Source organism: Protofrankia sp. CiP1_Cm_nod4 (assembly GCF_982290645.1).
Genome location: NZ_CEVIVC010000003.1, coordinates 36,553 through 58,221, shown reverse-complemented (window position 1 = coordinate 58,221; position 21,669 = coordinate 36,553). Strand labels below are relative to the sequence as shown.

At 72.0% G+C, this 21,669-nt stretch carries 14 protein-coding genes; 12 read left to right on the top strand and 2 right to left on the bottom strand.

From position 1 onward, the window contains the following. The first annotated feature begins 2 nt into the window (after window positions 1-2). Window positions 3-2,435, top strand: coding sequence for a phosphoketolase family protein (locus tag AC5LSR_RS01615; RefSeq protein ID WP_250282259.1), 2,433 nt, complete (start codon window positions 3-5; stop codon window positions 2,433-2,435). 28 nt (window positions 2,436-2,463) lie between these two features. Then, entirely contained in the window at window positions 2,464-3,570 is a 1,107-nt protein-coding gene (locus tag AC5LSR_RS01610; RefSeq protein ID WP_250292381.1) for an acetate/propionate family kinase, read from the top strand. Here the strand turns inward: AC5LSR_RS01610 and AC5LSR_RS01605 are convergent. Further along, window positions 3,464-4,813 (bottom strand): HNH endonuclease, encoded by a 1,350-nt coding sequence (locus AC5LSR_RS01605; protein WP_250282261.1) that lies wholly within the window; start codon window positions 4,811-4,813, stop codon window positions 3,464-3,466. The genes AC5LSR_RS01610 and AC5LSR_RS01605 overlap by 107 nt on opposite strands. Window positions 4,814-5,451: 638 nt before the next feature. Between AC5LSR_RS01605 and dapA the strand changes: the two genes are divergently transcribed. The 10 genes from dapA (at window position 5,452) to pspM (ending at window position 17,181) form a co-directional block, all read left to right on the top strand. After that, window positions 5,452-6,408 (top strand): 4-hydroxy-tetrahydrodipicolinate synthase, encoded by a 957-nt coding sequence (gene dapA / locus AC5LSR_RS01600; protein ID WP_250292377.1) that lies wholly within the window; start codon window positions 5,452-5,454, stop codon window positions 6,406-6,408. Next, on the top strand, window positions 6,405-8,090 hold the full coding sequence (locus AC5LSR_RS01595; protein WP_250282264.1) for a ribonuclease J: 1,686 nt from the start codon (window positions 6,405-6,407) through the stop codon (window positions 8,088-8,090). The genes dapA and AC5LSR_RS01595 overlap by 4 nt, the downstream gene beginning before the upstream one ends. Before the next feature lie 294 nt (window positions 8,091-8,384). Beyond that, window positions 8,385-10,802, top strand: coding sequence for an FtsK/SpoIIIE family DNA translocase (locus AC5LSR_RS01590; RefSeq protein WP_250282266.1), 2,418 nt, complete (start codon window positions 8,385-8,387; stop codon window positions 10,800-10,802). A gap of 95 nt (window positions 10,803-10,897) precedes the next feature. Continuing rightward, the gene (locus tag AC5LSR_RS01585) at window positions 10,898-11,704 is read left to right on the top strand and encodes a helix-turn-helix domain-containing protein (protein ID WP_250282268.1); all 807 of its coding nucleotides are present in this window, start codon (window positions 10,898-10,900) and stop codon (window positions 11,702-11,704) included. A gap of 9 nt (window positions 11,705-11,713) precedes the next feature. After that, complete coding sequence (locus tag AC5LSR_RS01580) at window positions 11,714-13,171, top strand: MiaB/RimO family radical SAM methylthiotransferase (protein ID WP_250282270.1); 1,458 nt, start codon at window positions 11,714-11,716, stop codon at window positions 13,169-13,171. Then, window positions 13,168-13,776, top strand: coding sequence for a CDP-alcohol phosphatidyltransferase family protein (locus tag AC5LSR_RS01575; protein WP_250282272.1), 609 nt, complete (start codon window positions 13,168-13,170; stop codon window positions 13,774-13,776). The genes AC5LSR_RS01580 and AC5LSR_RS01575 overlap by 4 nt, the downstream gene beginning before the upstream one ends. Next, the gene (locus AC5LSR_RS01570; RefSeq protein ID WP_250282274.1) at window positions 13,766-15,043 is read left to right on the top strand and encodes a competence/damage-inducible protein A; all 1,278 of its coding nucleotides are present in this window, start codon (window positions 13,766-13,768) and stop codon (window positions 15,041-15,043) included. The genes AC5LSR_RS01575 and AC5LSR_RS01570 overlap by 11 nt, the downstream gene beginning before the upstream one ends. A gap of 119 nt (window positions 15,044-15,162) precedes the next feature. Then, window positions 15,163-15,510: a helix-turn-helix domain-containing protein gene (locus tag AC5LSR_RS01565; RefSeq protein WP_250282276.1), complete on the top strand. Its 348-nt coding sequence runs from the start codon at window positions 15,163-15,165 to the stop codon at window positions 15,508-15,510. A gap of 64 nt (window positions 15,511-15,574) precedes the next feature. Then, a complete protein-coding gene (locus AC5LSR_RS01560; RefSeq protein ID WP_250282278.1) occupies window positions 15,575-16,390 on the top strand; it encodes a PspA/IM30 family protein in 816 nt (271 codons plus the stop codon). 2 nt (window positions 16,391-16,392) lie between these two features. Further along, a complete protein-coding gene (gene pspM / locus AC5LSR_RS01555) occupies window positions 16,393-17,181 on the top strand; it encodes a phage shock envelope stress response protein PspM (protein WP_493464377.1) in 789 nt (262 codons plus the stop codon). 9 nt (window positions 17,182-17,190) lie between these two features. Here the strand turns inward: pspM and AC5LSR_RS01550 are convergent, their stop codons facing one another. Continuing rightward, a complete protein-coding gene (locus AC5LSR_RS01550) occupies window positions 17,191-21,624 on the bottom strand; it encodes an Lhr family helicase (RefSeq protein ID WP_250292375.1) in 4,434 nt (1,477 codons plus the stop codon). Between the last annotated feature and the right edge of the window lie 45 nt (window positions 21,625-21,669).

Genomic DNA, 21,669 nt, shown 5'->3' with positions numbered 1-21,669 from the left:
GCATGACCAACAGCCTTCTCACCGCCGCCGCAGGGCCGCTGTCACCGGGGCCGCTGTCACCGGACGAGCTGCGGCGCATCCACGCCTACTGGCGCGCGGCGAACTATCTGTCGGTCGGCCAGATCTACCTGCTCGACAACCCCCTGCTGCGGGAGCCCCTGCGGGCCGAGCATGTCAAGCCCCGCCTGCTCGGCCACTGGGGCACCACACCGGGGCTCAACCTGATCTACGCCCACATGAACCGCGTGATCAGGACGAACGACCTCAACGCGATCTACGTCATCGGCCCGGGCCACGGCGGCCCCGGCATCGTCGCGAACGCCTACCTGGAAGGCACGTACTCCGAGGTCTGCCCCTCCATCACCCGGGACGCCGCCGGGCTGCGCCGGCTGTTCCGCCAGTTCTCCTTCCCCGGTGGCATCCCCAGCCATGTGGCGCCGGAGACCCCCGGCTCGATCCACGAGGGCGGGGAGCTCGGCTACGCCCTCACCCATGCCTTCGGCGCCGCGTTCGACAACCCTGACCTGCTGGTCTGCGCGGTCGTCGGGGACGGGGAGGCCGAGACCGGCCCGCTGGCGGCGAGCTGGCACTCGAACAAGTTCCTCGACCCGGTCCGTGACGGCGCGGTACTGCCGATCCTCCACCTGAACGGCTACAAGATCGCCCAACCGGCCGTGCTCGCGCGCATCCCCCAGGCCGAGCTCGACCATCTGATGCGCGGCTACGGCTACCAGCCGTTCCACGTCACCGGGGACGATCCCGAGCAGGTCCACCAGCGCTTCGCCGCCGTCCTCGACACCGTCGTCGCCGAGATCGCCCGGATTCAGCGGCAGGCACGGGCGCACGGCGACCCGTCCCGCCCGCTGTGGCCCATGATCGTCCTTCGCACCCCGAAGGGCTGGACCGGCCCGGCCGTCGTCGACGGCGCGCAGGTCGAGGGCACGTGGCGGTCCCACCAGGTGCCGGTCGCGCAGATCCACGACAGTCCGGAGCACCTGGCGGAGCTGGAACGGTGGCTGCGCGGCTACCGGCCCGAGGAGCTCTTCGACGCCGACGGCCGCCTGGTCGCCGAACTCGCCGGCCTCGCGCCGTCGGGCAACCGGCGGATGAGCGCGAACCCGCACGCCAACGGCGGGGAACTGCTGCGCGACCTGGCCCTGCCCGACTTCCGCGACTACGCCGTGGAGGTCACCAGCCCGGCCACGACGTTCAGCGAGGCGACAAGGGTCCTCGGCGGCTTCCTGCGGGACGTGATGACGGCGAACCCGACGACGTTCCGGGTCATGGGCCCGGACGAGACCGCCTCCAACCGTCTCGGCGCGCTGTTCCAGACGACGTCCCGGGCCTGGAACGCGCAGATCGTCGACGGTGACGACGACCTGGCGCCGGACGGCCGGGTCATGGAGGTGCTCTCGGAGCATCTGTGCCAGGGCTGGCTGGAGGGATACCTCCTCACCGGCCGGCACGGGCTCTTCTCCTGCTACGAGGCGTTCATCCACATCGTCGACTCGATGGTGAACCAGCACGCGAAGTGGCTGAAGACGACCCGCCACATCCCGTGGCGGCGCCCGATCGCGTCGCTGAACTACCTGCTCACCAGCCACGTCTGGCGGCAGGACCACAACGGCTTCTCCCACCAGGACCCGGGCTTCATCGACCACGTGGTCAACAAGAAGGCGGAGATAATCCGGGTCTACCTCCCGCCGGACGCGAACACACTGCTGTCCGTCGCCGACCACTGTCTGCGCAGCCGGCATTACATCAACGTCATCGTGGCCGGCAAGCAGCCAGCGCTGAACTACCTGCCGATGGACGCGGCGATCGCCCACTGCGCCCGGGGCATCGGCATCTGGGACTGGGCCAGCAACGACCACAAAGCCGGCGACCACAAAGCCGGCGATCACGGATCCGTCGACGGCATGCCCGACGTGGTCATGGCATGCGCCGGCGACATCCCGACCCTGGAGACCCTGGCCGCGGTCGACATCCTGCGACGTCACTTCCCCGACCTGAAGGTACGTGTCGTCAACATCGTCGATCTGATGTGCCTCCAGCCCGACAGCGAACATCCACACGGGATCTCCGACGCCCGGTTCGACGCGCTGTTCACCGCTGACCGGCCAGTGATCTTCGCCTACCACGGCTACCCATGGCTGATCCACCGGCTGACCTACCGGCGTACCAACCACATCAACATCCATGTCCGCGGCTACATCGAGGAGGGCACGACCACCACACCGTTCGACATGGTGATGATGAACAACCTCGACCGGTTCCACCTGGTGATCGACGTGATCGACCGGGTCCCGTCACTGGGCGCGCGCGCCGCACACGTTCGGCAGGACATGGTGGACGCCCGGATCGCGGCCCGCGCGTACACCCGCGACTTCGGCACGGACATGCCCGAGATCTCCAACTGGACCTGGCCCTACTAGACGGCCCAGCGCTGTGCACATCAGCGGCGTGAACATCCTCGTGGTCAACGCCGGTTCGTCCAGCCTGAAACTGCGCCTCCTCGGGCCGGGGGACGCTCTGCTGGCCGCGGTCGACCTTCGCGCGCGGGAAGGCCGACCGGACCCGGACGAGGTCACCGCGACGATCACGGACCTGGCCCGCCGCGGCGAGTTCGGCGCGGTCGGGCACCGAATCGTGCACGGCGGGACAGTGTTCACCGGCCCGGTGGTCGTCACCGACCGGGTGGCCAAGGAGCTACACTCGCTCGCCGTACTGGCCCCGCTGCACCAGCCGGCGGCGCTCGCCGCACTGGCCGAGATACGGACCGCGGCGCCCGGCATCACCCAGGTCGCCTGCTTCGACACCTCCTTCCACGCCCGGATGCCACCGGCCGCGACCACCTACGCGGTCCCGGCCGACTGGCGGGACCGTCTCGGCGTGCGCCGCTACGGCTTCCACGGGCTGTCCCACGCGTACGCGTCCCGCCGGGCGGCGGTACTGACCGGCGGGAGCCGGGTGGTGACCTGCCATCTTGGGTCGGGCGCGTCGCTGGCGGCCGTCCGCGACGGCGTCGGCATCGACACCACCATGGGGTTCACCCCCTTGGAGGGGCTGGTCATGTCGACCCGCTCCGGCACGATCGATCCGGGTCTGCTGTTGTGGCTGCAGACGTCGGCCGGCCTGTCCGCCGACGAGCTCACCGAGGCGTTGTTCCACCGGTCGGGCCTGGCCGCCCTGGCCGGCACCCCGGACATGCGTACGGTCGTCGACCAGGCCGTCACCGGCGAGGCCGCCTCCTCCCTGGCGCTGGCGGTCTACCTCCACCGCCTGCGTGCGCAGATCGCCGCGATGGCGGCGGCTCTCGGCGGCCTGGACACGCTGGTCTTCACCGGCGGGGTGGGGGAGCGCTCCGCCGCGGTACGAGCCGGCGCCGCGGACGGGCTGGGCTTCCTCGGTGTGGCTGTCGACCCGGACCGTAACGCCGCCCATACCTCTGGTGATCATGACATCACTGCTGCCGGCTCGCCGGTCCGGACACTCGTTGTCGAGGCCCGCGAGGAGCTGGAGATCGCCCGAGGCGTCCGCGCGTGCCTTGCCGGACAGCTCCCGCGTTGAGGAGAGCGGTGACCGACTCCTGAAGGTGCAGCGGTTCCCCGGCCCACCGTCCGGTGATGGCGTCGTGGGCGACGGACGCGGTCGCGTCCCGCAGATGGCGTAGCGGCTCGTCGCCTGTGCTGAGGGGAGGCTGATGGGGAATCACGGTACCGTCGGGACGCCGTACGGTGACGCTGTGATCCTCGCCGATGGCGAGGATGAGCCCCGCCTCGTGGACGGCATGGTGATGGAACGAGCAGAGCAGAACGAGGTTGTCGAGATCCGTTCTGCCGCCGTCGGCCCAGTGGACGGCGTGGTGGGCGTGCAGCCAGCGGGTGTGGTCGCAGCCGGGGTAGCGGCAGGTGCCCTGGTCACGGGCCTCCAGGAGACGACGTAGGGCCTGTGGGACGGTGCGGCGCCGGCGCCCGGCGTCCGGGATGGTGACACCCGCGTCGCAGGCGAGCCGGCGAACGGTTTCCGGGTGCACCGCGACACCGGGTTCGACGTCACTGCGGGGCTGGTGCGGGCGGCCACTGTCGTGTGGAGGGACGCCGTCGGTGAGCAGGTTCGCGTCGACGTGGACGTTCACGGTGTAGCGGGCGGGGTCGGCCAGCGTAGGTGCCCTGCTGGCGAGGAAACCGCCGGCGACCGTGGTGAGGGCGTCGGCATTCGCGGCCTGGTCGCGAGGCATGTCAGATGTGTGGCCGGCGTGAGCCGCGTCAAGGGCCTTGATGAACAGGGCGCCGTCCTCGGGGGTCAGCCGCGCGTGGACGATCAGGCTGCCGTCGTCGTCCCACCGCCACGAACAGGACCGGCGGGCGTGTCGGTCGACCGCCCTTCCCAGCCCGTCGCGGCCACGCAGACGGCCGTACGCGGCGACGAGCCGGTCAAGCTGACTGGCCGTGGCATGTTCGGCCTGGCGGACCCATTCGGCCTCGCTGTCGACGTCGGCGACCCGGCTGATGGCGCGGGCCTTGGCATAGGACAGCCGGCCGCCCGCGAAGGCGTCGCGCAGCGCGGGGAGCTGTTCGAGAGCATGCCCGACACGGAGGTGCTCATAGCCGGTACGCAGGCTGATCCCGCACTTCCACGACAGCCAGTGCGCACAGGAGCGGATCCCCACCCCTGCCCAGCCCTCGCGGCGGTCGAACGCGGCCAGCGCCAGCAGCCAGGCGCACATCGCGGCTGAGATCCGCCCGGCCCAGGCGCAGATTTCCGCCTCAAGCTGGTGGAGAGGGGCATGCTCCACGTCGATATCGAACATAAGTTCGATATTAGGCCTGCGTCGCCTGTTGCGCAAGAGGGTCGTGACGGCATAAAAGGTCGTGACGGGAAGCCTGAGAGGGGTCGTGAGAGGCGAAGGCTCGTGAGGCGTGAGGCGCGGGTCGGAGGCTGGACTCGTGCCCCGCGGAACACGGCTGCGTCGGTTGCAGAGGCCTGGTGGTCGTAGGTGGTGCTTGCTGATAGTGACGATACGTGCACCGATCTGCTGCTTTTCTGGCGGCAGGCTGTTGCTCGGGTGGGCTGCTGGGGAGCCTTCGGCAGAAAGTCGATCTTTCTGGAGGGAGGGCTGTGTTCCGCGGAACACGGCCGGGACGGCGATGGAACACGGCCGGTGGGCGCAGTGGACGCTGCTGTGCCCAGGGCTGCTGCGCCCGTCAACGGAGTAGACTGATCGCCATGCCGAAGAAACCCGGGCCGGGGGCGCCGTCGGGGTGCTGCCGCCGGGATGCCGGTCGCGCTGGGTAGCGGCTATCGTCGAAGCTTCCTGGCCGTCGTCGGCATTCCGGCCGTCTCATGTGTGACGGACTCATGTGCGTCCGAGGTTGTGCGTCCGAGGTGCCGTCACGTGCCGTGTCGGGTATTGTCCGACAAGGCACCATGAGAACTAAGGTGACCGGCATGTCAGTGTTGTCCCGAGCGCCCTTCGGTCGCATGATTACAGCAATGATCACTCCGTTCACCGTGGACGGTGAACTTGATCTTAAAGGTGCCGCGGCACTCGCGGAGTATCTGGTGGACGTCGGCAACGATGGCCTGGTCGTCAACGGGACGACAGGGGAATCGCCGACCACCTCGGACGCGGAAAAAGAAGAGCTGCTCAGGGCGGTGGTGGAGGCTGTCGGCACCCGGGCGAAGGTGATTGCCGGTGTGGGCACCAACGACACTCGGCACACGGTGGAACTGGCCGTGGCGGCACAGAAGGCCGGCGCGCACGGGCTGCTGGTGGTCAGCCCTTACTACAGCAAGCCTCCGCAGAGCGGGCTTGCGGAGCACTTCCGTACCGTCGCGGACGCTACTGGGCTACCCGTCATGATCTATGATATACCTGGCCGTACCGGTGTCCCGGTGGCAACGGATACGCTGGTACGCTTGGCCGACCATCCACGGATCGTGGCTGTCAAGGACGCCAAGGACGATCTTGGTGCGTCATCGTGGGTCCTTGCTCGAACAGAACTTGCGTACTACTCCGGTACGGACATTCTCAACCTCCCACTCCTGGCGGTGGGGGCCGTGGGGGTCGTAAGCGTCGTCGGGCACGTCGCCACCGCCCGGATTCGTTCGATGATCGATGCTTTCGACGCAGGTGACGCCATTCGTGCCCGTTCACTGCACCTGAGTCTGCTTCCGGCGTACGAGGGCATGTTCAGGAACCAAGGTGTGATCATGACAAAAGCTGCTCTTCACATGGCCGGGCTGCCCGCTGGGGGAGTCCGGCCGCCGCTGGTGGACGCCACCGGGCAGGAGCGCGAGCAACTCCGGGCCGACCTGGCCGCGGCCGGGATCGACCTGTCCGCGGACGTGGCCACCGCTACGGCTGTTACGGCTGCTACGGCTGCAACGGCGGGTTCCGCGTGAGCCATCCCCACCCCGGGCTGAGAACACCGCCACCGCTTCCGCCGGACGGGCTGCGTATCGTCGCGCTCGGGGGCCTCGGCGAGATCGGCCGCAACATGACCGTGTTCGAGTTCGACGGCCGGCTGCTCGTCGTCGACTGCGGAGTGCTCTTCCCCGAGAGCGACCAGCCCGGCGTCGACCTCATCCTCCCCGACTTCACCGCCATCCGGGACAGGCTGGACGCCATCGAGGCGGTCGTGCTCACCCACGCCCACGAGGACCACATCGGCGCCGTCCCCTACCTGCTGCGCGAACGTGCCGACATCCCGCTGGTCGGCTCCCGGCTGACGCTCGCGCTGACCGTGGCCAAGCTCGCCGAGCACCGCATCACGCCGGTCACGGTCGAGGTACGGGAGGGGCAGGTCCACAGTTTCGGCCCGTTCGGTTGCGAGTTCTTCGCGGTCAACCATTCCATCCCGGACGCCCTGGCCGTCGCGATCCGCACACCGGCCGGTCTGGTGCTGCACACCGGCGACTTCAAGATGGACCAGCTTCCCCTCGACGGCAGGCTGACCGACCTGGGCGGCTTCGCCCGGCTCGGCCAGGAGGGCGTCGACCTGCTGCTGTCCGACTCCACCAACGCCGAGGTGCCCGGCTTCGTGACCTCGGAACGGGAGATCGCTCCTGTCCTCGACGGCGTGTTCCGGGATGCGAACAAGAGGATCATCGTCGCGTGCTTCGCCAGCCATGTACACCGGGTACAGCAGATCCTTGACGCGGCGGAGGCGCATGGTCGCTCGGTGTGCTTCGTGGGACGCTCGATGGTGCGCAACATGGGGGTGGCCCGCGACCTGGGCCTGCTGCGGGTCGCGCCGGGCCTCATGGTCGACATGCGGGACGTCGCCTCGCTGCCCGACCGCAACGTCTGCCTGGTCTCAACCGGTTCCCAGGGCGAGCCGTTGTCGGCCCTGTCCCGGATGGCCAACCGTGACCACGCGATCCGGATCGAGGCCGGCGACACGGTCGTGCTCGCCTCCAGCCTGATCCCGGGCAACGAGACCGCGGTCCATCGGGTGATCAACGGGCTGACCCGCTGGGGAGCGAAGGTCGTCCACAAGGGTGTGGCCAAGGTGCACACCTCCGGGCACGCACCGGCCGGCGAGCTCCTCTACGTCCTCAACGCCACCCGTCCGTCCAATGTCATGCCGGTACACGGCGAGTGGCGCCATCTGCGGGCGCACGGCGCGCTCGCCGAGGCGACCGGTGTGCCCGCGGACAGGATCGTGCTCGCCGACGACGGCATGGTCGTTGACCTGGTCGACGGGCAGGCGAACATCACCGGTGTCGTCCCGTGCGGCTACGTCTATGTCGACGGGCTCGCCGTCGGTGACGTCGGCGAGTCGAGTCTGAAGGACCGTCGCATCCTGGGTGATGAGGGCTTCATCACGATCACGGTCGTGGTCGACGCCGCGTCGGGGAAGGTCGTGGGCGGCCCCGAGCTGTCGGCCCGGGGGTTCTCCGACGTCCGCGAGACGTTCGAGCAGGTACGCGGCCTGGTGTCCGAGGCGTTGGCCGAGTCGATGCGCTCTGGCATGGTGGACGTCGCCGCGCTGCAGCAGCTGGTCCGCCGCACGGTCGGACGCTGGGTGAGCGACACCTACCGGCGTCGGCCAATGATCGTGCCGGTGGTGGTCGAGGTCTGAGGCAGCATGCTCTGAGGCGACGCGCCCGGAAGGTCGGGGTTGCCGGATGTCGCGGCCGGAGACCGGTACCGTCCTCGAGTGGCCACACGGGCGAGTGGTACGCGGACGCGTGCCCAGGGCGGGAGGTCTCCCTCCGGCTCGGCGCCTGCGCGGCGTCCACCGGCCGGGGGCAAGGCGTCGAGCGGGAAGCCGGCAGCGAACAGGCCCCGGCCGAAGGCCGTCCCCGCGAAGGCCAGTGCGGGAAGAACCGATACGGGAAGAACCGGTACGGGCAGGTCACGCCCCCCTTTTACCGTGGTCGCCGCCCTTGCCGCGATCCGGCTGTTGGTCCGGGCCTGGGGGATTGCGGCCACGCTGCTGGGCGAGATGGGCCGCCGGATCGGTCGGGGTGCCCGTGACCTGCGTATCGACGAGGCGCACCGGCGGGACGGGGCGGGGCTTGCCGCGCTCGGCGCGACCGCGCTCACCATGGCCGCGGTCTGGTTCCATGCCGGCGGGCCGGTGGGCGGTGTCGTCGCCGGCCTGCTGCGCTTCCTGGTCGGCGCGGGGGCGCTGGCGCTTCCGCTGTTCGGCCTCGGCGCGACCTGGCGGCTGATCCGCAGCCCGAGTGATCCGGACAGCCGTGGCCGGGTGCTGATCGGCTGGGCCGCGTTCGCAGCGGGTGTGCTGGGGCTGGTGCACGTCGCGCACGGGGTGCCCGACTTCGGTGCCGGTACCGCCGCGATCGAGCGGGCGGGGGGGCTGGCCGGGTTCCTGGTCAGCTCACCGCTGTCCAGCGCCGTCACCGCGTACCTGGCGGCACCCCTGCTGCTCCTGGTGAGCGTGTTCGGCATACTCGTGATCACCAGGACCCCGATCCGCGTGATCCCCGACCGGCTGCGCGATCTGCGGGACAGGCTCGTGGCCGGTTACCACCAGCACGGGGACGATCACGATCATCGGCCGGTGGGCAGCCGTGGAGGCCGCCGGAACGAGCCGGTCGCCGGCAGCCCGGCGCGGGACCAGTTCCGCGGGTCGCTGGTGGAGGACCTGCTCGGTGCCCCTGGCTCCCGGTCGCTACCGGATCCGGACGTGTTCGATATCGACGCGCTCGGAGATGCCGAGCCGCCGGTGGCGGACGAGCCGGCGCCGGCTCCCCGGGCTGGCGAACGGCGGGCCGCGAAGACGCGTGGCCGCGGGCCAAGGCCCGAGCCGCCGTCCGAGGTGGAGCACTTCGTCGCTCCCGGACTGAGTGGGACAGCGGACAGTGACTACGTTCTGCCGTCACCGACCCTGTTGCAGCAGGGTACGCCGCCGAAGGTGCGGTCGGCCGCGACGGACACAGTGATCGGTTCGTTGACGGACGTCTTCGCGCAGTTCCGGGTGGATGCCAAAGTGACGGGTTTCACCCGGGGGCCGACGGTGACCCGGTACGAGATCGAGCTGGGCGCGGCGGTGAAGGTCGAGCGGATCATCCAGCTCACCAAGAACATCGCGTATGCGGTGAAGAGCCCGGATGTGCGGATCATCAGCCCGATCCCGGGGAAGAGCGCGGTCGGGATCGAGATCCCGAACAGCGACCGGGAGCTGGTCTCGCTCGGGGACGTGCTGCGCAGCGAGGAGGCGACCGGGAACCCGCATCCGCTGCTGGTCGGCCTGGGCAAGGACATCGAGGGCGGCTATGTGGTGGCGAACCTCGCGAAGATGCCGCACATCCTGATCGCCGGGGCGACCGGGGCGGGCAAGTCGACCTGTATCAACACGCTGATCACGAGTGTGCTGGCGCGGGCCACACCGGACCAGGTGCGGCTGGTGCTGGTGGACCCCAAGCGGGTGGAGCTGACGAGCTACCAGGGGATTCCCCATCTGATCACGCCGATCATCACGAGTCCGAAGAAGGCCGCGGACGCGTTGGAGTGGGTGGTCAAGGAGATGGAGAACCGCTACGAGGACCTGGCCGCCTGCGGGGTGCGCCATGTCGACGACTTCAACCGCAAGGTGCGGGCCGGTCAGATCGTGGCGCCGCCGGGGTCGGAGCGAGTGTACACGCCGTATCCGTACATCCTGGCGATCGTGGACGAGCTGGCGGACCTGATGATGGTGGCGCCACGGGACGTCGAGGACTCGATCTCGCGGATCACGGCGATGGCGCGGGCGGTGGGGATTCACCTGGTGCTGGCCACACAGCGGCCGTCGGTGGACGTGGTGACCGGTCTGATCAAGGCGAATGTGCCGTCGCGGCTGGCGTTCGCGACGTCGTCGCTGGCGGACAGCCGGGTGATCCTGGACCAGGCGGGGGCGGAGAAGCTGGTCGGTCTCGGGGACGCGTTGTTCCTGCCGATGGGGGCGGGGAAGCCGGCGCGGATCCAGGGGGCGTTCGTCTCCGAGGAGGAGATCGCCGCGATCGTCGCGCATACCAGGGAACAGGCGGCTCCGGCGTTCCGGGCGGATGTGTTCGACGGTGCCACCGAGCCCAAGAAGGAGATCGACGAGGACATCGGGGACGACCTGCAGCTGTTCGTACAGGCGGTCGAGCTGGTGGTGTCGACCCAGTTCGGGTCGACCTCGATGCTCCAGCGCAAGCTGCGGGTCGGGTTCGCCAAGGCCGGCCGGCTGATGGACCTGATGGAAAGCCGGGGCATCGTCGGTCCGAGCGAGGGGTCGAAGGCTCGGGACGTGTTGGTCATGCCGGACGAACTTGAAGGACTTCTGGTGACTCTACGCAATGGCTAGTGACGTCGGCGGCGATCATCGGAGTGTGCTTTCGGCGACTGGCCAACCACCGTAGACTCGCCAGTACTGCCGATCCGACCGGGCGGAGGGTGACTATGCAGTCCCCTGAGGGCGTGGGCGCGGTGCTCGCAGCCGCCCGCGTCAGACAGGGTCTGTCGATCTTGGATGTCAGCGAGCGGACCCGTGTGCGCACCGCACTGATTGAGCAGATAGAGGGTGACGATTTCACCAGCTGTGGTGGTTCGGTGTATGCGCGTGGCCATATTCGCAGCATCGCCCGCACTCTGGGGATCGATCCCGTACCGCTGATCGCCGAGTTCGACCGGCGTCACGGCCGGCTGACCGGGCCGCAGCCGCTCCCGGCGCGGCCGGTCGACCCGTTGATCCCGCAGGGGGCGGGGGCCCGTCGGGGATTTCCCTGGGCGCCCGCGGTGATCGTCGCGTTGGTGGCGGTCTGTGTCCTGGCGGCTCTCGCCGTCCTCGTCCCGAACGGCTCCGGCGGTGCGCTGCGTGACCCCACCGGTGTCCGGGCTGCCGCCACGGTCCCGCCGGTGACGCCGGGAGCCGGCGCGACCGGTGCGCCCGCCGGGCCCGTGCGGTCCGCGACGCCCGCGCCGAGCGGGGTGAACGTCGAGGTGGCGGTGCGGGACGAGCCGAGCTGGCTGGAGATGCGGGACGAGGCCCAGCGGGTCCTGCTGCAGCAGCTCCTGCAGCCCGGCGACAGCCGGCTGGTGAAGGCGGCCCGTTCCGTGGAGATCAGAATCGGTAACGCCGGGTCGGTGGCGGTCTTCTGCAACGGCCGGGATCTGGGAGTGGGGGGCAGCCCCGGCCAGGTTCTCACCGTACGTGTGGGACTGGGTGCGTCGGGAGACTGTGCCATTGGTAACCCGGCATCCCGGTAGCCTGACGTCGTGCCCGATCGTCCTGTTCGCCGTGTCGCGCTGATCACATTGGGCTGTGCCCGCAACGACGTGGACTCCGAGGAGCTCGCGGCGCGGCTCGGGGGGGACGGCTGGGCCGTGGTCGACGATCCGGCCAGTGCCGACGCCGTGGTGGTCAACACCTGCGGTTTCGTCGACGTCGCCAAGAAGGACTCGATCGACACGTTGCTCGCCGCCGCCGACCTGCGCGACGCCGCCGGGGGCCCGAAGGCCGTGGTCGCGGTCGGCTGCCTGGCCGAGCGGTACGGCCGGCAGCTCGCCGAGAGCCTGCCGGAGGCCGACGCCGTCCTCGGCTTCGACGCCTACCCGGCGCTCGGCAGCCACCTGGACGCGGTGCTGCGCGGCGAGAAGCCCGCGGCGCACACTCCGCGTGACCGGCGGGCCCTGCTGCCGATCACACCGGTCGACCGCCAGGCAGGGCAGCAGGCAGGGCAGCAGGCAGGGCAGGCGGAGCGGTCCGGGCCCGCGTCCGGCCCGCCGGTCCTGCGCCAGCGCCTGCTCGGTGGGCCTGTCGCGTCGTTGAAGATCTCCAGTGGCTGTGACCGGCGCTGTGCGTTCTGCGCGATCCCCACGTTCCGCGGGGCACACGTCTCCCGGCCGCCGCAGGACGTCCTCGCCGAGGCCGAGTGGCTCGCCGGCCAGGGCGTGCGGGAACTCGTCCTGGTCAGCGAGAACTCGACCTCCTACGGCAAGGACCTCGGGGACCTGCGGGCGCTGGAGAAGCTGCTGCCCCAGCTGGCCGCGATCACCGGTGTGGTCCGGGTCAGAGCGGTGTACCTGCAGCCCGCCGAGGTACGCCCGTCCCTGCTGGAGACGGTGCTGACGACCCCCGGCGTCGCCCCCTACCTCGATCTGTCGTTCCAGCACGCCAGTCCGTCGGTGCTGCGGCGGATGCGCCGTTTCGGTGGCGCGGACGCCTTCCTCGATCTGCTGGCGCGGGCCCGCGCGCTGGCCCCGGACGTCGGCGCCCGCTCGAACGTGATCGTCGGCTTCCCGGGCGAGACCCGGGCGGACGTCGCGCTGCTGGAGCGCTTCCTCACCGACGCCGACCTCGACGCCGTCGGGGTCTTCGGATACTCCGACGAGGACGGTACCGAGGCGGCCGGCCTGCCCGGCAAGGTCACGCCGGCCACGGTACGCCGGCGCCAGGCGCGCGTGACCGACCTGGTCGAGCAGCTGACCGCCGCCCGCGCGCAGCGGCGGCTCTCCTCGGTCGTCGAGGTCCTGGTGGAGGAGGCCGCCGGTGGGCTGGCGCACGGACGGGCCGCGCACCAGCAGCCCGAGGTCGACGGGGCGTGCACGGTCCGCCTGCCACCGGCCGAGGCCGCGCGGGTACGGGTGGGTGATCTGGTGAGCGCGAAGGTGGTCGCGGCCGAAGGGGTGGACCTGGTCGCCGAGCTCCTCGACGTTGTCGACTCCGTGGGATGAGCGGGGCTGGTGCCGCTGTCAGCCGGCTGAACCTCGCCAACGCGCTCACCGTCGGGCGGGTCGCGCTCGTCCCGGTGTTCGTGGTGCTCATGTTCGCCGGCGGGCAGGACGGTTCCGGCTGGCGGGTGGCGGCGTTCGCCGTCTACGCGCTCGCGGCGGTCACCGACCAGGTCGACGGATACATCGCCCGCAGCCGCGGGATCGTCACGGATTTCGGGATCATCCTCGACCCGATCGCGGACAAGGCGCTCACCGGTGCCGCGCTGCTGTCCCTGTCGCTGCTCGGTGAGCTGCCGTGGCTGGTGACGGTGGTCGTCGTGGTCCGGGAGGCCGGGGTCACCCTGCTGCGGTTACGGATGATCCGCTACGGGGTGATGGCGCCCAGCCGCGGGGGCAAGCTGAAGACCCTGCTGCTCAACTGCGCGATCGGTCTCTACGTGCTTCCCCTGGAGGGGATCGCCGCCTCCGCGCGGGCGGTCGTTCTCGCCGCCGGGGTGCTGGTGGCGGTGGTCACCGGTCTTGACTACGTGGGACGGGCGCTGGCCCTGCGACGGCAGGCGACGCGGCCGGTCCCCGCGATCTCCGAGGAGAACGATGCGGGCTGAACTACTGGCTGTGGGCGACGAACTGCTGTTCGGGGACATCGTCAACGGCAACGCGGCGTGGCTCGGGCGGCAGCTCGCCGACGTGGGCGTACGGCTGACGATGTCAACGGTGGTGGGCGACAACGTCGACGTGATCGCGGCCGGGATCCGGGCGGCGCTGGGCCGCGCGGACGCGGTCATCCTCACCGGCGGGCTCGGGCCGACCCAGGACGACCTGACCAGGGAGGGGATCGCCCTGGCGGCTGGTGTGGCCCTGCGCCGGGACGCCTTCCTGGAGGCGGCCTTACGGCGTCGGTTCCAGGCGCTGAGGCGGGATGTGCCGAGCGGTACGGACCGAGGGGCGCCGGAGATGAACTACCGGCAGGCAGATCTCCCCGAGGGAGCCGAACCGCTGCCGAACGAGGTCGGCACCGCCCCCGGCGTCCGGCTGGAGACAGCCGGCGGCGTGGTGTACGCCCTGCCTGGCGTCCCCAGCGAGATGTACGCCATGTTCACCGGGTCGGTCCTGCCGGATCTGCTGCGCCGGGCCGGGGAGCCGGCGGTCGTGGTGCACCGGGTCCTGCGCACCGCCGGGATCTGGGAGTCGGCGGTGGCCCAGGCGCTGGCCGGTGAGGTCGAGCGGCTCGCCCCGGTCGGGAACCCGACAATCGCCTTTCTGGCCAGCGGCGGGCAGACCCGGGTGCGGGTCAGCGCCCGCGCCGCAGACCGGGCCGAGGCGTACCGGCTCATCGAGCCGGTGGAGAAGGCGGCCCGCGACGCGCTCGGGACCGCGCTCTACGGCGTCGACGACGACACCCTGGAGGGGACCGTCCTGCGGCTGCTCGCCGAGCGCGGTGAGACGCTCGCCGTCGCCGAGTCGATGACCGGCGGGCTGCTCGCCGGCCGGCTCACCGATGTCGCCGGTGCCAGCGCGGTGCTGCGCGGCGGGGTGGTCTCCTACGCCACCGAGGCCAAGCGGGACGTGCTCGGGGTCGGCCCGGAGGTGCTGGCGACGTCCGGCGCGGTGTCCCCGGAGGCGGCGGCGGCGATGGCCGCGGGCGTGCGGGACCTGCTGGGGGCGAGCACCGGGCTGGCGGTGACCGGGGTGGCCGGCCCCGACGAGCAGGAGGGCAAGCCCGTCGGGACCCTGCACATAGGTATGGTTGGTGCCTTCGGCACGCTGACGAGGTCCCTACGCCTCCCCGGCGACCGTCGTACGAACCGTGTCTATGCGGTCGTCCAGGCGTTGGACGTTCTTCGGCGTACCCTGACTGTTCATACCTGTTGACTGGGATGAACCGCCGGACGCGTGTTGCTTACATGGTTACAGTCGTATCAACGGCCAGCCATCACGGTGGACAGCAGGTATACGGTAAGGCCCAGCCCGAGGACGAAGGAGGAGGCACGATGGTCCTGCTCCGACGCATGCTCGGCGAGGCATTGCGCCGCCGCCGCCAGGATCAGCACCGGACCCTGCGTGAGGTGTCCTCCAACGCGAGGGTCTCGCTCGGATACCTCTCCGAGGTCGAGCGAGGGCAGAAGGAGGCGAGCTCCGAGCTGCTGGCGTCGATCTGCGACGCGCTCGGCGTCCGGCTCGCCGACCTGCTGCGTGAGGTGAGCGACGACCTGGAGCTCGCCGAGCTCGCGGCTGGCGGCCCGGCCCGGGTGGGCGCCCCGATGGCGGGGATGCCGCCGATGGCCGCCATGCAGTCCCGCGGCGGCGCGACCACCGCCGTGGTCGACCGTGCCGCCTAGCCGACTGCCGTTTTCGTAGGCCGGGGGGCACCGATGTCCGGCTTGGCGTGCGACGATCGGGGGTATGGCGAACGTCGTCCGCAAGTTCTACCGCTATCTGTCCGCGTCGGCGAACCGGAAGCTGGACGAGAAGGCTGACCCCCGGGTCCAGATCGACCAGGCGATCACCGAGGCGCAGCGGCAGCACCAGGCGCTCGTACAGCAGGCCGCCGCGGTCGTCGGCAACCAGCGGCAGCTGGAGATGCGGATGGCGCGCCAGATCGAGGAGGTCGAGAGCCTGGCCGCCTCCGCGCGCCAGGCCATCCTGCTCGCGGACGCGGCCAGCGCGAAGGGCGAGGTGGACGCGGCCGCCCGCTACGAGCAGACCGCGCAGGCGTTCGCCGGCCAGCTCGTCGCCGCGGAGGGCTCCCTCGACGACCTCAAGTCCCTGCACCAGCAGGCCGTGCTCTCCGCCGAGCAGGCCCGCCGCGCGGTGGAGGACAACACGCTGCGGCTGGAGGGGCAGCTCGCCGAGCGGGCCCGGCTGCTGACCCAGATCGAGCACGCCGCCATGCAGGAGCAGATGAGCAAGGCGCTCGACGGCATGTCCCGGCTCACCCCGCCGGGTGACACCCCGACGCTGGGGCAGGTCCGGGACAAGGTCGAGCAACGCTACGCGGTCGCCCTGGGACACCACGAGCTGTCCTCGCAGGGGGTGGAGTCGCGGATGCTGGAGATTCGCCGGGCGTCGTTGGACGCGAAGGCGTCCAACCGTCTCACCGAGATCCGCACGGCCCTGTCGGCCGGGCCGGCGGCGGGCGGATCCGACGGCACGCTGTCCCTGAACAAGGGATCACCGCCGTCCCTGGACAAGGGACCGGCCGATCAGCCGGACGGCTGACGGTGCTGCCGGCACACGGGACGGGGCCGAGCAGCCGCCTGCCGGAGTGGCTGCGTGCCGACATCGAACGCCGGAACCTGCTGCGCGGCGAGCAGCGGCTGGTCCGCACCCAGGCCCGGCTGCGCCGCCGGGCCGCCACGTCCGCGCGGGTGTGGTCCGGGGTCGCGGTCCTCACCCCGGCCGCCGCGGTGCTGGACGGGACGTGGGCCTGGCTGGTCGTGGGCGCCGGCGCGCTCGTGCGGGCCGGGCTGTCCTGGCGTCAGGCGCGGGCGGCCCCGGCGCTGCCGGCGGCGCTGCCGCTGCCGACGGCGCCGCTGCCTTCGCGGCTGCGGCTGCGGGGCTCGGCCGCCGCGGAGCCCCTGCAGCGCGGCGAGGCGGCGATGCTCGCGCTCGCCGCGATGCTGCGGGCGCTGCCGCCCGGGGCCGCCGCCGAGGCGGTCCGCGCGGCGATGGTGTCGGCCGCCCAGGTGGTCGACGGTCTGCGCGGCCAGGCCGCCCGGGTGCTGGCCGCCGAGTCGGCGGCGCGCGCGGTCGTCGACCCGGACCGCCGCGCGGAGATCACCAGCATGATCATGGGCCTGGTGAGCGCGATGACGACCGCCGCGAACGCTCTCGACGAGATGCTGGCCGCGGCCAGTGACCTGCTCGCCTCGACACCGTCGGCGCTGTCGCCGGCGGGGCCGGGGATGCCGGGGATGGGGCGCGGCGGCGAGCTCGAGCGAGGGACCGCAGCCCTGCGCGGCTTCGCCGACGGCCTGCGCGAACTCATGCGGGATGGTTCAGGCCCGTAGCCGCAGGCTTCAGGCCCGTAGCCGCAGGCCGCGGGGCGTGGGGTGGAAGCCGGCGCGTTCCAGGGCCTGCCCGAGTTCGCTGGCGCGCAGCTCGCTGGTGAGCACGGCCTGGCCGTCGGCCTTCTCCACGGACAGCTGCCCCAGCCAGCCGTCCCGCACGGCGAGCGCGAGGGCGTCGACCGCCGGCTGTACCCGTCCGGGGCCGTCGGTCCAGGTCAGCAGCGTCCGGCCGCCGCGTTCGACGTACAGCGCCAGTTCGCCGTCGACGAGCACGACGAGCGCGCCCGGCGTGCGTCCCGGCCGGTGTCCCGAAGAGCTGGCCGGCCAGGGCAGGGCGGCGCCGTAGGGGTTCGCCGGGTCGGTCGCGGCGAGCACGGTCGCGCCGGACGTCGCCGGCGTCGCCCGCAGCCGGTCGACCGCGCCGGGGACGGCGAACTGGGCCGCGCCGAGGGATTCCACGAAGTAGCCACGTCTGCACTGCCCGTTGTCCTCGAAGGCGGACAGGACGCGGTACACCCCGGCGAAACCGCCCGGGAGCCCCTCGGCCGTGACCGCGCCGCGGGTGACGATCCCGTACCGGTCGAGCAGCGTCCCGGCCTGCGCGTGGGCGCGCAGGGTCAGGTCGGGATCCCGCTCGGGCAGCAGCGACCAGCGGCCGGCCACCGTCGGCGGGCCGGTCCGTGACGGCATGCGCGGGCGGGGGACAGCCGGGCGGGAATAGCGGACCGGGCGTAACCGTGGGCTGCGCCGGGCGGTCGGATGGCTGCCGCGGCGGGCGGCCAGCGAGGCCCGCAGCGGGGCGAGGCTGTCGTTGGTGACCAGGCCCGCCCACACCAGATCCCACAGCGCGGCCGCGAGCGCGGCGTCGTCGAGGCTGGTGACCCGGTCGGAGAGGGTCCGGAAGAACAGAGCGGCCCCCGCGTCGAGGGCCTCGAGCACGGCGGCGTGCAGCGGGGTGCCCGCCGCGTCCGGGGCGGGTGGTGGCAGCAGCAGGGGGGCGCTGTCGGCGAGGACCAGGGCCAGCCAGCCGTCGTTGCCGGGCAGCCCGCCCGCGCCGGCCCACAGCACCTCACCGGACACGCACAGCTCGTCGAGCATCCCCGGCTGGTAGTCCGCCACCCGGGCGGGCAGGATGAGCTGCTCCCAGGCGCTGGCCGGCATCAGCGCGCCCTGCAGCTGCTCGATGGCCCGCAGCGCCGCGTCGACGCCGTGGCTGCCGCCGTGCGCGCCGTCCCGGCCGTGTGAAATCCCCTGCCAGGCGGGCAGGAAGCGGCCGAGGGCCGCCGTCGGGGCGGGTTCGACGTCGCGGCGGGAGGCGGCGAGGCTGCGTCGGCGCAGTATCCGTAACACCGTGTTGTCACACCACTGCTCTCCGGTGTCTCCCGGGCGCAGCTCGCCGCGGACGAGCCGGCCGGTGGCGAGCATCCGCTCCAGACCGGCGGTCACCACCGCCACCCCCAGCCCGAACCGGTCGGCGGCCGCCTCGGCGTCGAACGGGCCGTGTGTGCGCGCGTAGCGGGCGAGCAGATCGCCGAGCGGGTCGCGGACCGTTTCGGTGAAGGCCGTCGGCACCCCGGCCGGCACCGGGATGCCGACGGCGTCGCGCAGCCGGCCGGCGTCCTCGACGGCCACCCAGCGTTCCTCGCCGGCGATGCGTACCCGCAGCGCGCGGTGGGTGTCGGCGAGCTCGGCGAGGTGGGCCGGGGCCGCGCCGCGGGCCAGCGCCTCCGGCGTGCTGAGGTCGCCGACCACGCGCAGCAGGTCGGCGACGTCCTCGACGTCACGTGCCCGCCGGCCGGGTGCCAGGCGCTGCAGCTCGGCCTCCACCTGGGCGAGCACGGCCGCGTCGATCAGCTCCCGCAGGTCGGCCTGGCCGAGCAGCTGGGTGAGCAGGGAGCTGTCCAGCGCGAGCAGCTGGGCCCGGCGTTCGGCCAGCGGGGTGTCCCCGTCGTACATGAACGCCGCGACGTAGCCGAACAGCATCGAGCGGGCGAACGGCGAGGGTGCCGCGGTCTCCACCTCGACGACACGCAGCGTGCGGGCCGCGACCTGACGCATCAGCCCGGTCAGGGCGGGGACGTCGAAGACGTCCTGCAGACACTCCCGCATGGTCTCCAGCACCACGGGGAAGTCGTCGAAGCGGGCTGCCACCTCCAACAGGTGGGCGCTGCGCTGCCGTTGCTGCCACAGCGGCGTCCGGCGGCCGGGGGTGCGCCGCGGCAGCAGCAGCGACCGGCCCGCGCACTCCCGGAACCGGCTCGCGAACAGCGCGCTGGTACCGACCTCGGCCCGCACGAGCGCGTCGATCTCGTCGGGGTCGAACACGGCCACGTCGGCGGTGGGGGCGAGGCCGGCGTCCGGGATCCGCGCGACGACACCGTCGTCGCAGTGCATGATCTGCACCTCGACGCCGTAGCGGTCGCGCAGCCGGGCGGCGATGGCCAGCGCCCACGGCGCGGTCACCGGGGCGCCGACGGGCGAGTGGACTGCCAGCCGCCAGTCGCCGAGCTCGTCCCGGAAGCGTTCGACGACGATCGTCCGGTCGTCCGGCAGATGCCCGGTGGCCGCCCGCTGGTCGGCGAGGTAGGCGAGCAGGTTGTCGGTGGCCCACCCGTCGAACCCGGCCGCCCGCAGGCGCTCGCGCGCCGGCCCGGTGTCGAGGCGGGCCAGCTCGCGGGTGAAGGCGCCGATCTCGCGGCCGAGTTCGGCGGGACGCCCGAGCGTGTCGCCGTGCCAGAACGGCAGCTTGCCCGGCCGGCCCGGCGCCGGGGCCACCAGCACCCGGTCGGGGGTGATCTCCTCGATCCGCCAGCTCGACGACCCGAGCAGAACGACGTCGCCGGCCCGGGACTCGTAGACCATCTCCTCGTCCAGCTCGCCGACCCGGCTGGCCTTCTCACCCACCAGGAAGACCCCGAACAGGCCGCGGTCGGGGATGCTGCCGCCGCTGGTGACCGCCAGCCGCCCGCTGCCGGGCCGGCCGGTGAGGGTGCCGGTGGCCCGGTCCCAGACCAGGCGGGGACGCAGCTCGGCGAAGTCGTCGCTGGGGTAGCGGCCCGCGAGCATGTCCAGGACCGCATCCAGGGCGGACGGCGGCAGCGTCGCGAACGAGGCCGCCCGGCGTACCAGCGCGGCGACGTCGTCGACCTGCCAGGGGTCCATCGCGGCCATCGCCACGATCTGCTGGGCGAGCACGTCCAGCGGGTTGCGCGGATAGCGCAGCTGCTCGATCCCGCCGTCGCGCATCCGTTCGGCGACGACGGCGCACGACAGCAGGTCACCGCGGTGCTTGGGTATGATCACTCCGCGGCTGGCGGCCCCGACCTGGTGCCCGGCCCGTCCCACCCGCTGCATGCCGGCGGCCACGCTCGGTGGTGACTCGACCTGGACGACGAGGTCGACGGCGCCCATGTCGATGCCGAGCTCCAGGCTGGAGGTGGCCACGACCGCGGGCAGCCGGCCGGCCTTGAGATCGTCCTCGATGAGCGCCCGCTGCTGCCGGCTGACGCTGCCGTGATGCGCCCGGGCCACCTCCGCTGTGGCGAGGGTGTTCAGCTGGGCGCACAGCCGTTCGGCCAGCCGGCGGGAGTTGGCGAACACGATGGTCGAGCGGTGCGCGAGGACGAGGTCGAGGATCCGCTCCTCCACGGCCGGCCAGATCGACGCCGCCGGCCGCGTGTCGGTGCTGGGGCCGGTGAGCTGGGTCATGTCCGGCACCGGCACGACCACGTCGATCCGCAGGGTCTTGTCCGTGGACGGGCGGACCACCGTGACCGCGCGGGCGCCCCCGAGGAAGCGCGCGGCCTCCTCGGCCGGGCGCACCGTCGCCGACAGGCCCACCCGCTGGGCGGGGGTGTCCAGCAGCGCGTCGAGGCGTTCCAGGCTCAGGGCGAGATGGGCGCCGCGCTTGGTACCGGCCACGGCGTGCACCTCGTCCACGATGACCGTCTCGACCCCGCGCAGCGCCTCGCGCGCCTGGCTGGTCAGGATCAGGAACAGCGACTCGGGCGTGGTGATGAGCACGTCCGGGGGCAGCCGCCCGAACGCCCGCCGCTCGGCGGCGGGGGTGTCACCGGAGCGGATGCCCACCCGCACGTCAGGCTCGGGCCGGCCCAGGCGCGCCGCGGTGGCCCGGATCCCGGCCAGCGGGGCCCGCAGGTTGCGTTCGACGTCCACGGCCAGCGCCTTGAGCGGGCTGACGTAGAGCACCCGGCAGCGCCGGGAGGCGTCGGCCGGAGGGCCGGTGCGGGCGATGCGGTCCAGCGACCACAGGAAGGCGGCGAGCGTCTTGCCCGAGCCGGTCGGGGCGACGACCAGCACGTCGTCCCCGCGGCTGATCGCCTCCCACGCGCCGGCCTGCGCGGGGGTGGGCGCGGGGAACACGCCGGTGAACCAGGCCCGGGTGGGGGCCGAGAACAGCGTGAGAGGGGACGGCGCGGGCATGCCTTCGAGTCTGCCTGTCACGAGTCCGTCTGTCGGGAAGGGCAG

Bases quoted from the DNA above. Each gene is read 5' to 3' on its own strand.
- AC5LSR_RS01560 (WP_250282278.1), top strand. From the start codon at position 15,575: ATGGCGAACGTCGTCCGCAAGTTCTACCGCTATCTGTCCGCGTCGGCG.
- AC5LSR_RS01585 (WP_250282268.1), top strand. From the start codon at position 10,898: ATGCAGTCCCCTGAGGGCGTGGGCGCGGTGCTCGCAGCCGCCCGCGTC.
- AC5LSR_RS01615 (WP_250282259.1), top strand. From the start codon at position 3: ATGACCAACAGCCTTCTCACCGCCGCCGCAGGGCCGCTGTCACCGGGG.
- AC5LSR_RS01550 (WP_250292375.1), bottom strand. From the start codon at position 21,624: ATGCCCGCGCCGTCCCCTCTCACGCTGTTCTCGGCCCCCACCCGGGCC.
- AC5LSR_RS01575 (WP_250282272.1), top strand. From the start codon at position 13,168: ATGAGCGGGGCTGGTGCCGCTGTCAGCCGGCTGAACCTCGCCAACGCG.
- AC5LSR_RS01570 (WP_250282274.1), top strand. From the start codon at position 13,766: ATGCGGGCTGAACTACTGGCTGTGGGCGACGAACTGCTGTTCGGGGAC.
- AC5LSR_RS01565 (WP_250282276.1), top strand. From the start codon at position 15,163: ATGGTCCTGCTCCGACGCATGCTCGGCGAGGCATTGCGCCGCCGCCGC.
- dapA (WP_250292377.1), top strand. From the start codon at position 5,452: ATGTCAGTGTTGTCCCGAGCGCCCTTCGGTCGCATGATTACAGCAATG.
- AC5LSR_RS01605 (WP_250282261.1), bottom strand. From the start codon at position 4,813: ATGTTCGATATCGACGTGGAGCATGCCCCTCTCCACCAGCTTGAGGCG.